This is a genomic window from Sphingomonas sp. 2R-10 (genome assembly GCF_030062225.1).
Taxonomy (GTDB): Bacteria; Pseudomonadota; Alphaproteobacteria; order Sphingomonadales; family Sphingomonadaceae; genus Sphingomonas.
Genome location: NZ_JASCXF010000002.1, coordinates 77,418 through 90,845, shown reverse-complemented (window position 1 = coordinate 90,845; position 13,428 = coordinate 77,418). Strand labels below are relative to the sequence as shown.

Annotated in this window: 14 protein-coding genes; 5 read left to right on the top strand and 9 right to left on the bottom strand. The window is 68.9% G+C overall.

Annotated features, from left to right (window positions below):
* Positions 1-54 precede the first annotated feature (54 nt).
* From QLH51_RS01395 to gluQRS, 6 genes are read right to left on the bottom strand one after another with little or no spacing between them, the layout of a single operon-like run.
* Positions 55-879 carry an endonuclease/exonuclease/phosphatase family protein gene (locus tag QLH51_RS01395; protein ID WP_206428728.1) on the bottom strand — a complete coding sequence of 275 codons (825 nt, stop codon included), beginning with the start codon at positions 877-879 and terminating at the stop codon, positions 55-57.
* Entirely contained in the window at positions 876-1,847 is a 972-nt protein-coding gene (gene egtD / locus QLH51_RS01390; protein WP_125653935.1) for an L-histidine N(alpha)-methyltransferase, read from the bottom strand. Before egtD ends, QLH51_RS01395 begins: the two co-directional genes overlap by 4 nt.
* Positions 1,847-3,103, bottom strand: coding sequence for an ergothioneine biosynthesis protein EgtB (gene egtB / locus QLH51_RS01385; RefSeq protein WP_125653933.1), 1,257 nt, complete (start codon positions 3,101-3,103; stop codon positions 1,847-1,849). The genes egtD and egtB overlap by 1 nt, the downstream gene beginning before the upstream one ends.
* An 11-nt stretch (positions 3,104-3,114) precedes the next feature.
* Positions 3,115-3,681 carry a cob(I)yrinic acid a,c-diamide adenosyltransferase gene (locus QLH51_RS01380; protein WP_125653931.1) on the bottom strand — a complete coding sequence of 189 codons (567 nt, stop codon included), beginning with the start codon at positions 3,679-3,681 and terminating at the stop codon, positions 3,115-3,117.
* A gap of 7 nt (positions 3,682-3,688) precedes the next feature.
* On the bottom strand, positions 3,689-3,916 hold the full coding sequence (locus tag QLH51_RS01375) for a twin transmembrane helix small protein (protein WP_125653929.1): 228 nt from the start codon (positions 3,914-3,916) through the stop codon (positions 3,689-3,691).
* 9 nt (positions 3,917-3,925) lie between these two features.
* A complete protein-coding gene (gluQRS, locus tag QLH51_RS01370) occupies positions 3,926-4,825 on the bottom strand; it encodes a tRNA glutamyl-Q(34) synthetase GluQRS (RefSeq protein ID WP_125653927.1) in 900 nt (299 codons plus the stop codon).
* Between the two features lie 56 nt (positions 4,826-4,881).
* Between gluQRS and QLH51_RS01365 the strand changes: the two genes are divergently transcribed.
* Together QLH51_RS01365 and QLH51_RS01360 are read left to right on the top strand one after the other, a co-directional pair.
* Positions 4,882-5,448 carry an HNH endonuclease gene (locus tag QLH51_RS01365; protein WP_125653925.1) on the top strand — a complete coding sequence of 189 codons (567 nt, stop codon included), beginning with the start codon at positions 4,882-4,884 and terminating at the stop codon, positions 5,446-5,448.
* Entirely contained in the window at positions 5,445-5,885 is a 441-nt protein-coding gene (locus QLH51_RS01360) for a DUF3291 domain-containing protein (RefSeq protein WP_125653923.1), read from the top strand. The genes QLH51_RS01365 and QLH51_RS01360 overlap by 4 nt, the downstream gene beginning before the upstream one ends.
* Positions 5,886-6,033: 148 nt before the next feature.
* Here the strand turns inward: QLH51_RS01360 and QLH51_RS01355 are convergent, their stop codons facing one another.
* Positions 6,034-6,396 (bottom strand): DUF4440 domain-containing protein, encoded by a 363-nt coding sequence (locus QLH51_RS01355; RefSeq protein WP_125653921.1) that lies wholly within the window; start codon positions 6,394-6,396, stop codon positions 6,034-6,036.
* Between the two features lie 136 nt (positions 6,397-6,532).
* Between QLH51_RS01355 and QLH51_RS01350 the strand changes: the two genes are divergently transcribed.
* The 3 genes from QLH51_RS01350 to QLH51_RS01340 all read left to right on the top strand — a co-directional run bounded on the left by QLH51_RS01350 (position 6,533) and on the right by QLH51_RS01340 (position 10,858).
* Complete coding sequence (locus tag QLH51_RS01350; RefSeq protein ID WP_125653919.1) at positions 6,533-8,692, top strand: transglycosylase domain-containing protein; 2,160 nt, start codon at positions 6,533-6,535, stop codon at positions 8,690-8,692.
* A gap of 259 nt (positions 8,693-8,951) precedes the next feature.
* Positions 8,952-9,953 (top strand): threonine aldolase family protein, encoded by a 1,002-nt coding sequence (locus tag QLH51_RS01345; protein ID WP_125653917.1) that lies wholly within the window; start codon positions 8,952-8,954, stop codon positions 9,951-9,953.
* On the top strand, positions 9,950-10,858 hold the full coding sequence (locus tag QLH51_RS01340; RefSeq protein ID WP_125653915.1) for a DMT family transporter: 909 nt from the start codon (positions 9,950-9,952) through the stop codon (positions 10,856-10,858). Before QLH51_RS01345 ends, QLH51_RS01340 begins: the two co-directional genes overlap by 4 nt.
* Here the strand turns inward: QLH51_RS01340 and QLH51_RS01335 are convergent.
* On the bottom strand, positions 10,768-11,595 hold the full coding sequence (locus QLH51_RS01335) for an NAD(P)-dependent oxidoreductase (protein WP_125653913.1): 828 nt from the start codon (positions 11,593-11,595) through the stop codon (positions 10,768-10,770). The genes QLH51_RS01340 and QLH51_RS01335 overlap by 91 nt on opposite strands.
* A gap of 87 nt (positions 11,596-11,682) precedes the next feature.
* The gene (locus QLH51_RS01330) at positions 11,683-13,293 is read right to left on the bottom strand and encodes a M28 family metallopeptidase (protein ID WP_125653911.1); all 1,611 of its coding nucleotides are present in this window, start codon (positions 13,291-13,293) and stop codon (positions 11,683-11,685) included.
* Positions 13,294-13,428 lie beyond the last annotated feature (135 nt).

Genomic DNA, 13,428 nt, shown 5'->3' with positions numbered 1-13,428 from the left:
TTCCCGCCGCGCGCTGTCGCCGGGAAGACGTTCAGTCCCCGTGCGGCGACGGCACTACCGGCGCAACGTCGCCACCACCGGATAATGATCCGACGGGAACAGCGCGCCCCGCCGCGTGTCGATCGTCCGCACCGCCCGCAACGTAAACCCCCGCGCGAAAATCCAGTCGATCCGCCGGTCGGGCTTGCCGGTGAAACCGTGGAAGGTCGCTTCCGGCCCGCTACGTTGGCGCGTTGCGGTCCAAGCGTCGGTCAGGCCCTGCTCCAACTTCCGATGGGTCGCGCTCTCAGGCACGGTGTTGAAATCGCCCGTCACCACCACGGGCAGATCGCCGGCGATCGCCGGGATGCGCGACGCCAGCAGCGCCGCACCCTTCTCCCGCGCCGGCTCGTCCTCTGCACGATAGGGCAGATGCGTGTTGAACATCGCGAATCGCTTTCCGTCCCCCTCCCGAAATATCACCCACGTCACCATCCGCGGATAGGGATGGCCCCAGCTGATGCTGCCCGGCAGGTCCGGCGTGTCCGACAGCCAGAAATTACCCCAGCGTTCGACCTGCAACCGGTCGGCGCGGTAGAAGATGCCCATATGCTCGTCATCGGCGCGGCCGGTGCCGCTGCGTCCGACCCCGATCCAGCGATAGCGTGGCAGGCGGGCGACCAGATCGTCGCCCTGTCGCTTGAACAATTCCTGCGTGCCGATGACGTCGGGATCGGCACGGCCGACCGTCGCGGCGGTCAGGTCGCGGCGCAGCTCCCACCGGTTCGCGCCATCGCCATCGGCCGGAAGCCGGATGTTGAGGGTCATCACCGTCAGATCGCGCGCCATGGCCGGCAACGCACTCGCCAGCGCCCCGAGCGCGAGCAGCCACCAGATCACGGCGCGATCGGCACCGGCCGTGCTTCGGCAAGGATCACGCAGAACGAGCCGTCGCCGCACCATTGCTGCACCGGGGTCCATCCGCCGCTGCGCAACAGCAATCGCGCGTCGCGGTCGCCATATTTGTGGCTGTTCTCGGTATGGATCGTCTCACCCGCCCGCATCGCGAAGTCGCGGCCGTCGACGGTGAACGCCACGTCGCGCGTCGCGCGCAGGTGCATTTCGATCCGCGCGGCATCGTCGTTCCAGCGCGCCTCATGGCCAAAGGCGTCGACCGGCACCGTGCCCGACAGTTCGCGATTGATCCGGTCGAGCAGGTTCATGTTGAACGCCGCCGTCACCCCGGCCGCATCGTCATAGGCGGCGACCAGCGTCGCTTCGTCCTTGATCCGGTCGATCCCGATCAGCAGCATCGCGCCTTCGCCCAGCCAGTCGCGCATCGCGCGCAGCAACGTGCCGGCGGCCAGCGGCTCCATGTTGCCGATCGTCGATCCGGGAAAGAAGCCCAGCTTGGGCATGTCCGCAACCTGCGGGGGCAGCGGCACGGGGTGCATGAAATCGGCCTCGACCGGCAGCACCGGCAGGCCGGGAAACCGGCTGCCGAGCGTCGCCGCCGACGACCGCAGGAAATCGCCCGAGATATCGATCGGGACATAGGCGGCGGGTTCGATGCAGTTCAGCACGATCGGCGTCTTGACCGACGATCCCGATCCGAACTCGACCACCGCCACCCCGTCGCCGACCGCGCCGACCAGCTCGGGGCAGATCGTCCGGAGGATCGCCGTCTCGGCACGCGTCGGATAATATTCGGGCAGGGCGGTGATGTCCTCGAACAGCTCCGACCCCTTGCGGTCGTAGAACCAGCGCGCGGGAATCGCCTTTTGCGACAGCGACAGCCCGGCCAGCACATCGGCGCGGAACGCGGGATCGGTGCGGGTCGCCATCGGCACGTCGTCGCTCCTGAGCATCACAGATCCTTCGCAAGGCGGACGCCGGTGAACTGCCAGCGCTGATGGGGGTAGAAGAAGTTGCGGTAGCAGGCGCGCGAATGGCCGCGCGGCGTGGCGCACGAACTGCCGCGCAGCACGAACTGCCCGCTCATGAACTTGCCGTTATATTCGCCGACCGCACCCTCGGCGGTCTGGAAGCGCGGGTAGGGGCGGTACGCGCTGCCGGTCCATTGCCACACGTCGCCGAAGAACGCCGGCCCGCCCGTCGACGGCCGCGGTTCGACGGCATGGGCGTGGTCGAGCTGGTTGCCGCCCGCGGGGTCGTGCGCCGCTGCGGCGGCTTCCCATTCGAACTCGGTCGGCAGCCGCGCCCCGGCCCAGCTGGCATAGGCATCCGCCTCGAAGAAGCTGACATGCGTCACCGGCGCGGCGGGGTCGATCGCCCGGCGCCCGTCCAGCCCGAACCGGGTCCATACGTCGTCGCGCCGTTCCCAATAGAGCGGTGCCACGATGCCGTTCGCCTGCACCCATGCCCAGCCATCGGCCAGCCACAGGCGGGCATCGGCATAGCCGCCGTCCGCGATGAACGCCGCCCATTCGCCATTGGTGACGGTGCGGTCGGCGATCGCATGGGGATGGAGCAACGCGTCGTGGCGCGGCCCCTCGCAATCGAACGCGAAGCCCGCTCCGCCATGCCCGACCTGCACGATCCCGCCGCCATGCCCGATCCAGCCGATCGGCGCCGGCACGCCGACCGGGCGCTTGGGCTCCGGCGCGAACATCGCGGGTTCCAGCGGGTTCTCGCTGAAATGATGGAGGATGTCGGTCAGCAGCAGTTCCTGATGCTGTTCCTCGTGGTTGCAGCCCAGCGCGACCAGCGCGCGCGCCGCATCGTTCAGGCCGGGAAACGCCGCGACCAGTGCCGCGTCGATGGCGGCGCGATAGCCACGCACCTCGTCGAGGCTCGGCCGGGTAATCATCCCCCGCCGCGCGCGGGCATGACGACGACCTTCGGCCTCGTAATAGCTGTTGAACAGGAACGGGAAGCGTTCGTCGTGCAGCCTGTAGCCCGGCACATGATCGCGCAGGACAAAGGTTTCGAAGAACCACGTCGTGTGCGCCATATGCCATTTGACCGGCGAGGCATCGTCCATCGACTGCACGGTGGCATCGGCATCGGACAGCGGCGCGGCAAGATCGTCGGTCAGCGAGCGGACGGCGCGGTAGCGATCGACGAGCGCATGGTCGGACCGATCGGCCGGTGTCGCTCGCATGGTCGTCGCTCCTAGGGTTTCGGACGCTCCCCGCCCGGGACCCATAAAACGTCGCCGCCGGCGCTTTTGTTCACAAGCCGCGCGAAAACGAACAGAAAATCCGACAGCCGGTTGAGATAGGCGAGCAGATGCGGGTTGAGCGCGGCATCGTGCGACGCCGCCACCGCCGATCGCTCCGCCCGCCGCACGATCGCGCGCGCCAGATGCAGCGCCGCGGCGGCCCCCGAGCCGCCGGGCAGGATGAAGCTGGTCAGCGGCGACAATCCGGCATTGGCGCGGTCGATCGCCGTCTCCAGCGCGGTCACCTGCTCGGGCACGATGCGCAGCGCCCCCCCGATCGCGGCCGGCGTGGCCAGATCGGCACCCAGGTCGAACAGGTCGTTCTGGATCGTCAGCAGCGTCGCCGCGTCCGGATGATCGCCCAGCGCGACGATCGCGACGCCCAGCGCCGAATTGGCTTCGTCGACGTCACCGATCGCCTGCATCACCGCGGCGTCCTTCGCCACGCGCGATCCATCGACCAGCCCGGTCGTTCCGCCATCGCCGGTGCGGGTATAGATCTTGGTCAGCTTTACCATCGGTGCGTCAGGTGCGGCCGGCGACGAACAGCAGCACGACGACGATCAGGATCGCGATCGCCTGGAACAGCACGCGCGCCTGCATCATCTTGTTCGATTTCAGCGCATGTTCGCTCGGCCCCTCGCCCCGCACCTCGGCGGACCCCTGTGCCAGGAACGACACGATGCCGCGGACCAGCGCGACGACGACCGCGATCATCGCCGCGATCAGCAACAGGACGAGGAAGGTGTTCATCTACTGAAACTAGGCGTTCGCCCGCGCAAAGCCAATGGGTAGCGTGCCGTCGCGCAGATAGTCGGCAAAGGCGCGCCCGTCGACGCCCGCCGCGCGCAGCCCGGCCAGCGTCGGCGAGCCGTTGCGCTTGGCCAGTCGCTGCCCGTCCGGGCCCAGCAACAGCGGATGGTGCCGCCATACCGGCACCGGCAGGTCGAGCAGCGCCTGCAACAGCCGGTGTACATGCGTCGCCGCGAACAGATCGACCCCGCGCACGACATGGCTCACGCCCTGCGCGGCGTCGTCGAGCGTCACCGCCAGATGATAGCTGGTCCCGGCATCCTTGCGCGCCAGCACCACGTCGCCCTGCGCCAGCGGATCGGCGACGACCCGCCCGGCGATCTCGTCGTGCCACGCCAGCGGCCCGGCCAGCGCCACCGCCCGCGCCATGTCGATCCGCCACGCATGCGGCTCGCCAAGGCGCGCCGCAGCAATGTCGGGGGCGATATGCCGACAGGTTCCCGGATAGACGACGCCGTCGACCCCGTGCGGCGCCGACGCACTCGCCGCCACCTCGCGCGCGATTTCGGCACGGGTGCAGAAACAGGGATAGACCAGCCCGCGCGCCCGCAACCGGTCGAGCGCGGCGGCATATATCGGCATCCGCGCCGACTGGAACACGACCTCCCCGTCCCATGCGAGGCCGAGCCATTGCAGGTCGGCCAGGATGCCCGCGACATGCTCCGCCCGGCTGCGCGCGCCATCGATATCCTCGATCCTGAGCAGGAACCGTCCACCCACCCTGCGCGCGCGATCGTGCGATTCGATCGCCGCGACCGCATGGCCGGCATGGAGCAGGCCGGTCGGGCTCGGCGCGAAACGGGTGACGACCGCGCCGGTTTGACTCGCGCTATCGCCCCGTGCTGTCATGTCCGCGTCATCGTTGCCGATCATATCGGCGGCGACGTTTACGCGAGGGGGACTTCATGTACCATCCCGATCGCCTCCGCCATCCCGATGGCTGTCCCGCGCTGGTGCTCAACGCGGACTATACGCCGTTGAGCTATTATCCGCTCAGCGTCTGGCCATGGCAGACAGCGGTTAAGGCCGTGTTTCTCGACCGGGTCGACATCGTCGACCAATATGACCGCGAAGTGTGCAGCCCGACCGCGCGCATCAAGCTGCCGTCGGTGATCGCGCTCAAGCAATATGTCCGGCCGTCGGAATTTCCGGCGTTCACCCGCTTCAACCTGTTCCTGCGCGACCGGTTCAGCTGCCAGTATTGCGGCGCGACGCACGACCTGACCTTCGACCACGTCATCCCGCGCGCACAGGGCGGCCGCACGACATGGGAAAATGTCGCCACCGCCTGCGCGCCGTGCAACCTGCGCAAGGGCGGCCGGACCCCGAAACAGGCGGCGATGCCGCTCCACGTCCGCCCGATCCGTCCGACCAGCTGGCAGCTGCAGGAACAGGGCCGCCGCTTCCCGCCCCACCACCTGCACGAGACGTGGCACGACTGGCTGTACTGGGACGTCGAGCTGGAGGCGTGACGGCGTTCGTCAGCATCACCCGGCTGCGCGTCCGCGCCATCCGCTTCCTTCCCGCGTTCCTGATCGAAACGTGGCAGAGCGCGCGACAGGTCAGGCGCGCCGAAGGCTATCTGGGCGGGCGGATGCTCGCGGATCGGCGGCAAACCTATTGGACGATGACGGCGTGGACCGACGCCGCAGCGATGCGCGCCTACATGACCGTCGGGCCGCACCGCCGCGCGATGCCAAAGCTGATGAACTGGTGCGATCAGGCGAGCGTCGCGCACTGGGTGCAGGACGATGCGACGCTACCCGACTGGAACGAAGCCGACCGGCGGATGCGAAGCGAAGGTCGCGCCTCGAAAGTACATCGTCCTGCGAACGGTCATGATCCGATGACGTTCGACATGCCACGAACGACAGGTGGCGTGTGGCTGACGCCGAAGCGCGAGCGCTGACGCCACTCGTCGTTCGTCGTTCGTCGTTCGTCGTTCGTCGTTGGTCGTCCCCGCGCAGGCGGTGACCCATAAACGCAACCGCAGCGGCTCGACCTTACACGGCAGCGGCTATGGATTCCCGCCTGCGCGGGAATGACGAAGGCTGCGCTCAGTCCCCCTTCGACGTCAACGGCGGCGTCTGCTGGTGCTGGACCACCGTCCAGACGCCGTGCTCGATCCAGCGATAGGTCGAGGTGCAATACGCCACATACGCCTCGCCGCCCTTGTGCGCCTCCGCCTTGTACGCGACCACGATCAGCCCTTCCTGCGGCCGCGCGACCTGACGCTCGGTCAGCGATACCTGCTCCCAGCGCGGCGTGTCCTTGACCGCGTCGATCGCCTGCCCGCCCGTAAACACGAACGGCGGCGTCGGCAGCACCATCAGGCATTCGTTGTCGACCGACTCCTCGTAATGCGCCGCGTCGGCGGTCCACAGGCTTTCCTCGAAATTCCAGATACGATCGTCGTCCACGGTAAATCTCCCGTTGTTGCCGGCGTTTAGCGTTCGGGCGTCGCCACGGTTCCGAATACCGTCCGCCCCGCACCCTCGCCCCGCCGCAACCGTGCTTGCCGAGGCTGTATCAGACCGATAATACACGGCCGGTATCATGGCTTACGATCCCCCGTCCCCGCCCTCCGGCCCGATCCATCCCAGCCGGATCGGTCGCCTGTCGACCCCGTTGACCGGCGACGCGCTGGAACGGCGGCGGCGGCTGGCGGCGTTCGACGAGGCGCTGGCCGATTACGACCGCAGCTTTCCCGGCGCTGGCGATCCGCCGCCCCCGCCCGACGCACCGACGCCCGCCGGCAAACGCCGTCCGCTGCGCTGGTGGCTGCGCTGGGTCATGCGCGGCTTCGGCGTCTTCATCGTCCTGCTGGTGATCGCGATCGGCTGGCTGGCGCTGACCGCGCCTTTGTCCAAATCGCTCGAACCGCCCGCCCCGCCGTCGATCACGCTGCTGTCGGCGGAGGGCACGCCGATCGCCGAGCGCGGTGCCAATATCGGCAAGCCGGTCGACGCGACCACGCTGCCCGCGCATGTCACCGAAGCGTTCATGGCGATCGAGGACCGCCGCTTCCGCACGCACTGGGGCATCGATCCGCGCGGCATCGCCCGCGCGATGTGGACCAATACCGCGGCAGGCGGCGTGCGACAGGGCGCGAGCACGATCACGCAGCAGCTTGCCAAGAACGCGTTCCTCGATTCCGACCGTACCGCCGCACGCAAGATCCGCGAGGTCCTGATCGCCTTCTGGCTGGAGGCGTGGCTGACCAAGGACGAGATCATGTCCCGGTATCTGTCCAACGCCTATTTCGGCGACAACGCCTACGGCCTCGACGCCGCCGCCCGCCATTATTTCAGCCGCGCGCCCAAGGACCTGACCGTCGGCCAGTCGGCGATGCTGGCGGGATTGGTGAAGGCGCCCTCGCGCCTCGCGCCCACCGGCAACCTGAAGGGCGCGCGGGCGCGGCAGGCGGTGGTCGTCGGCGCGATGGAGGCCGCCGGCTACCTGACCCCGGCCGAAGCGAACCGGGTCAGGCCCGCGGTGCTGCGCGTCACCGACAACAGCACCCTGCCCTCGGGCACCTATTTCGCCGACTGGGTCCTGCCGCAGGCGCGCGACCGCGAGGGCGGCGTCGGTGCGGATCGCAAGGTCACGACGACGCTGGAAATCCGCATGCAGCGTGCCGCCGAACGCGCGGTGCGCAACGCCGGGCTGAAGCAGACGCAGGTCGCGATCGTGGCGATGCGCCCCGACGGCCGGGTCATCGCGATGGTCGGCGGCAAGAATTACGGTGCCAGCCCGTTCAACCGTGCGGTGCAGGCGCGGCGCCAGCCGGGATCGACCTTCAAGCTGTTCGTCTATCTCGCCGCGATGCGTTCCGGGCTGACCCCCGACAGCGAGGTGCTCGACGAACCGGTGACGATCGGCGAATGGAAACCGCGCAACAGCGACGGGCGCTATCTGGGCGCGATCACGCTGGAACGCGCGTTCCAGCGGTCGAGCAACGTCGCCGCCGCGCGCCTGACCAAGGAGGTCGGCGTCAAGAACGTCATTCGCGCCGCGCGCGACCTCGGCATCTCGACCCCGATCGCCAACGAAGCCTCGATCGCGCTCGGCACCTCGACGGTGTCGCTGCTCGAACTCACCAGCGCCTATGCCGCGATCGCCGCGGGCGAGGCGCCCGTGATCCCGCGCGGCCTTGCCGTAACCGACGAGCCGACCTGGCTCGACCGGCTGCGCTCGACCCGGCGGACGCTGTCGCGGCAGGAGCTGGAGGGGATGCGCACGCTGCTCGCCGCCTCGATCCGGCAGGGCACCGGCATCGCCGCCAACCTGCCGGTCGACGCGTTCGGCAAGACCGGCACGACGCAGGACAATCGCGACGCGCTGTTCGTCGGCTATGCCGGCGGGATCGTCGCCGGCGTGTGGCTGGGCAATGACGACAACACGCCCAATCCGGGGCTGGCCGGCGGCGGCCTGCCCGCGCGCATCTGGCGCGATTTCATGCGCCAGGCGTTGAACATCCGCGACCCAATCCCGGTCACCACCCCCGAACCCGAACCGATCGACAATGCGATCGACGCGGTACAGGACGTGCTGGGCATTCCCGACGACGGGCCGGTGACGGTCGAGGGCCCCGGCTTCGACGTCTCGCTCGACCGCGACGGCCAGGTCCGCTTCGACCCCCGCGAACGCCGCCGCCGCGAGGACGAACCGTTGCTGCCGGAGGACCGCCGCGCGCCGGAGGAGGACGAGCAGTAGGGCTTCCCCGTCATTCCCGATGACGGCCACCACGCCCCCTCGTCCTTCCCGCGGAGGCAGGAATCCATTGACGCAACGGCAGTGATCTGACCGCAAACGCCAGCGGATATGGACTCCCGCCTACGCGGGAGTGACGAAGAATAGGGGCGGCGAACCCATCTACCCGTCACCCAGGACTTGATCCGGGGGATGACGAGTCCACCGCTCGCGCGCCGCAACCGCCATTGACCCCCGCCCCCTGCACCGCCAACACGCTGCGATGCGCTTCTTTTCCGACAACGCCGCCCCCGCCTGCCCCGCGGTCCTCGACGCGATCGTCGCCGCGAACGGGCAGGATACCGCCTATGACGGCGACGCGCTGAGCCGGCGGCTCGATGCGCGGTTCGGCGAGCTGTTCGGGTGCGAGGTCGCGGTATTGTGGGTCCCGTCGGGCACAGCCGCCAACTGCCTCGCGCTGACCGCGATGTGCCCGCCGCATGGCGGCATCGTCTGTCACGCACACGCGCACATCCAGAATGACGAGGGCGGCGCGCCCGAATTCTACACCCATGGCGCCAAGCTGATGCTGCTGGATGGCGACGGCGCGAAGCTCGCCCCCGATACCATCGAAGCGTTCCTGGCGACGATCCGCGACGACGTGCATCAGGTGCAGCCGCACGCGATCTCGATCACCCAGGCGACCGAGGCGGGTCGGGTCTATGGCCCGGACGAGGTCGCTGCGATCGGCACGCTCGCCAGGGCGCGCAACCTCGGCCTGCACATGGACGGCGCGCGCTTCGCCAATGCCGTCGCCCATCTCCGCTGTGCGCCTGCCGACGTCACGTGGCGGGCAGGCGTCGACGCGCTGTCGTTCGGCTTCATCAAGAATGGCGGCATGTCGGCGGAGGCACTGGTGTTCTTCCGCCCCGATCTCGCGAAGGTCGCGCGCTATCGCCGCAAGCGCGCCGGGCTGCTGGCGTCCAAGGGCCGGTTCCTCGCCGCGCAGCTGCTGGCGATGCTCGACGGCGACGTCTGGCTGCACAATGCCCGCGCCGCCAATGCCGGCGCGGCGGTGCTGGCGCAGGCGGCGGGCGACCGGCTGGTCCATGTGGTCGAGGCGAACGAGGTGTTCCTGCGCCTCACCGCCGGTGAAGCCGCCGGTTTGCGCAGCGCGGGGTTCGACTTCTACGACTGGGGCACCGGGCAGGCGCGACTGGTGGTCGCGTGGGATCAGGATGCGGCGACCGTCGCTCCGCTGGCGCAGGCGATCGCCGCGCTGTGACAACGCCGCGCTCCGCGACGCCGACGGTCCTCGTCCCGTTCTTCATCGTCACGCTGATCTGGGGATCGACATGGATCGTGATCCGCGACCAGCTGGGCGTGGTGCCCGCGTCGTGGTCGGTCACGTACCGCTTCGTCATCGCCGGGGTGACGATGCTGCTCTGGGCATGGTGGCGCGGCAACCGCATCGCGCTCGACCGCCGCGGTCTGCTGTTCGCACTCGGCCTCGGCTTCGCGCAGTTCTGCCTCAACTTCAACTTCGTCTACCGCGCCGAACAATATGTCACCTCGGGGCTGGTCGCGCTGATGTACGCGCTGCTGGTCGTGCCCAACGCGGTGCTCGCCCGCATCTTTCTCGGCCAGCGCATGGGGCGGCAGCTGCTGGTCGGGTCGGTGATCGCGCTGGCCGGCGTCGCGCTGCTGTTCCTGCACGAGGCGCGCGAGCATCCCGAAAACGGCGCGGCGGTGCTGCTGGGGCTCGCCATCGCGCTTGCCGGGGTGTTCGCCGCGTCGGTCGCCAACGTCATGCAGGCGACGTCGACCGCCAAGGCCTATCCGATGGTGCCGCTGCTCGGCATCGCGATGCTGATCGGCGCAGGGATCGATGCCGTCTATGCGAGCGCGACGGTCGGGCCGCCGGTGTTCGACTGGCGCTGGTCCTATGTCGGCGGGTTGCTCTACCTCGGCATTGTCGCCTCGGCGGTGGCCTTCACCCTGTATTACGGGCTGATCCGCGTGATCGGCCCGGCCAAGGCGGCGTATAACGGCGTGGTCGTGCCGGTGATCGCGATGCTGTTGTCGACCCTGTTCGAGGGTTATCGCTGGTCGCCGCTGGCCGGCGGCGGCGCGGCGCTGGCACTGGCCGGGCTGGTCGTGGCGCTCAAGGCGCGCAGGCCGAACCGGTAATCGGGGTAGCGCGGGCGCCAGCCCAGCACCCGCTTCGCCCTGCCGTTCGCCACCCGCCGGTTCTCGGCATAGAAGGCGCGCGCCATCGGGCTGAGCGATTCCAGTGCGACGAAGGGCGGCGGGTCCAGCCCCAGCAACTGTGCCGCGTAGGTGACGACGTCGTTCTGCGGTGCCGGCAGGTCGTCGGACAGATTATACGCTCCCGCCGGTGCCGACAGACCGCGCGCGACGCCCTCGGCGATGTCGGCGACGTGGATACGGCTGAACACCTGCCCGGGGCGATCGACGCGGTGCGCCTCTCCTGCCGCGACACGGTCGAGCGGCGAGCGGCCGGGGCCGTAGATGCCGGGCAGACGGAAGACGCGCGCGCCATGGTCGAGCCAGTCGCGATCCGCCGCGTTGCGGCCGGCGCGGCGACCGGCGACCGATGCGCTTTCATCGACCCACCCGCCATCGGCATCCCCGTAAACGCCGGTCGACGACAGATAGGCGAGTGTCGGTCCGGCCAGTATGTCGCGATAGGTGGCGAGGACCGGATCGCCATCGGCATCGGGCGGTACGCTCGACAGGATCGCGGTCGCCTGACGCCCCTCGAACCGCACGCGGTCATGGTCGGCAAAGGCGACGGTGCCGTCGCGCCCGTCGCGGGTGGTGCCGACCACGCGCCAGCCATGCGGTTCGAGCCGTGCGGCGATCGCCCGTGCGGTATAGCCCATGCCGAAGATCAGGAGGCGCATCGGTTTACCGCTGCCTTCCGCCGGGGGGAATCCGGCCTGCGCCGGGATGACGTGCGCGGTGAGATGTGATGTCGAGCAGGTCCAGTGTCACTTCGCCCCATAGCCGTTATACAGCAGCCCGAAATAATCGCCCTTGTTCCAGCGCGGCCGCTCGGTCGCGTCGGCGAGGTCGAGCGCGATGTCATGGTTGATCGCGACGAACATCCGCCCCGCCGTCCAGTCGAAAATCTGGTTCATGTCGTCGCCGGGCTGGTGATAGCGATGCTCGAGGAAGTCGGCGACCGCCGCCTTGCCCGGCCCCTTCCAACCCGTGTCGAGCGAAACCGCCGGGATCCCCGCCTTGACGAAGCTGTAATGGTCGGACCGGACGAAGATCGCCTCTTCGGGTTCGGGATCGGGGCTGAGCGCGATGCCGCGCTTGCCTGCCGCGCGCGCCACCGCCTGCGCCACGGTCGAATGATCGGCGCCGATCGCGACCATGTCCTGAAAGCGATAGGACAGGATCGGCATGTCGAGATTGACGTCGGCGACGATCGATCCACGAGGCACCGTCGGATGCAACGCGAAATATTCGCTGCCGATCAGGCCCTTTTCTTCGGCGGTCACGCTGACGAACACCAGGCTGCGACGCGGTTTGCGCGGATCGGCGGCGAACTGCTTCGCCACCTCGATCATCGCCGCGGTGCCGACGCCATTGTCCATCGCGCCGTTGTTGATCCGGTCGGCGCCCTTGGGCAGCGTCGGATCGGTCGACACGCCGATATGGTCGAGGTGCGCCGACAGCGCGACATATTCGCCCTTCAGCACCGGATCGCTGCCGGGCAGCACGCCGACGACGTTGCTGCTGGCGAAGCGGGTGACCTTCGAACGCTGGCGGCTGGTCACGCGCACGCCGGTGGCACCGCGCGGCAAGGCCTGGCCGGCGGCATCGGCCTTCACCACCGCCGCCCAGTCGAGGCCCGATCCGGCGAACAGCTTGGCGGCGCCCGCGGCGCTCAGCGACGCGACCGATGGCGCGGCGGCGCCGGCGACATGGGGGCGGCCGTCCTTCGCAGCCCACGTCATGCGCGGGCTGCGATAGATCGCCATCAGATAACTGAAGGGATAGCGATGCGTCTGTTCGGTATTCTCGATCTGGATCACGCCGATCGCGCCGCGCGTCGCCGCGGTGGTGCGCTTGGTATCGCCGCTGGCCAGATGCGCACGGACCTCGCTCGGCAGGCTGGCGGGCGCGCCGTAGAGATAGGCGACGATCTTGCCGCGTACGTCCAGCCCGGCATAGTCGTCGATGCCGTGCGCCGGATCGACCACGCCGCGTCCGACGAACACCACCTCACCCGTGCGTCTGAAATCGGGTTCGAGGAAGCTGGTCGAGGTCAGGTAATCGGTGCCGAAGGCGAGCGCCGGCCGTCCGGCGGCGCTCAGCCTGCCCTGCCCGACCGGCACCGCGGAAGCGAGCGGCACCTTTTGCAGATAGGTGCCGTCGTCGCCCGCCGGTTGAAGGCCGGCGGCCTGCATCTGCTGCGCGACATAGGCGGCGGCGCGGTCATATTCGGGCGTGCCGGGCTCGCGACCCTTCATGTCGTCGGCGGCGAGGAACGCGACATGCGCCCGCATCGCCGCTTCGTCCGGGGTCAGCGGCGCGGTTTGCGCGGCGGCCGGCGCGGCCAGCAGCAACAGGGGGAGGAGGGCGCGCATGAGCAGTTCCTTGTGAGTCGCGACGCAAAAACGATCGTCGTTCCAGCGCAGGCTGAAATCTCCCCGGTAACGAAGCGCGTCCTTCGTTACCGGGAGGCCCCAGCCTTTGCTGGGGCAACGATACGGGGCGAACCT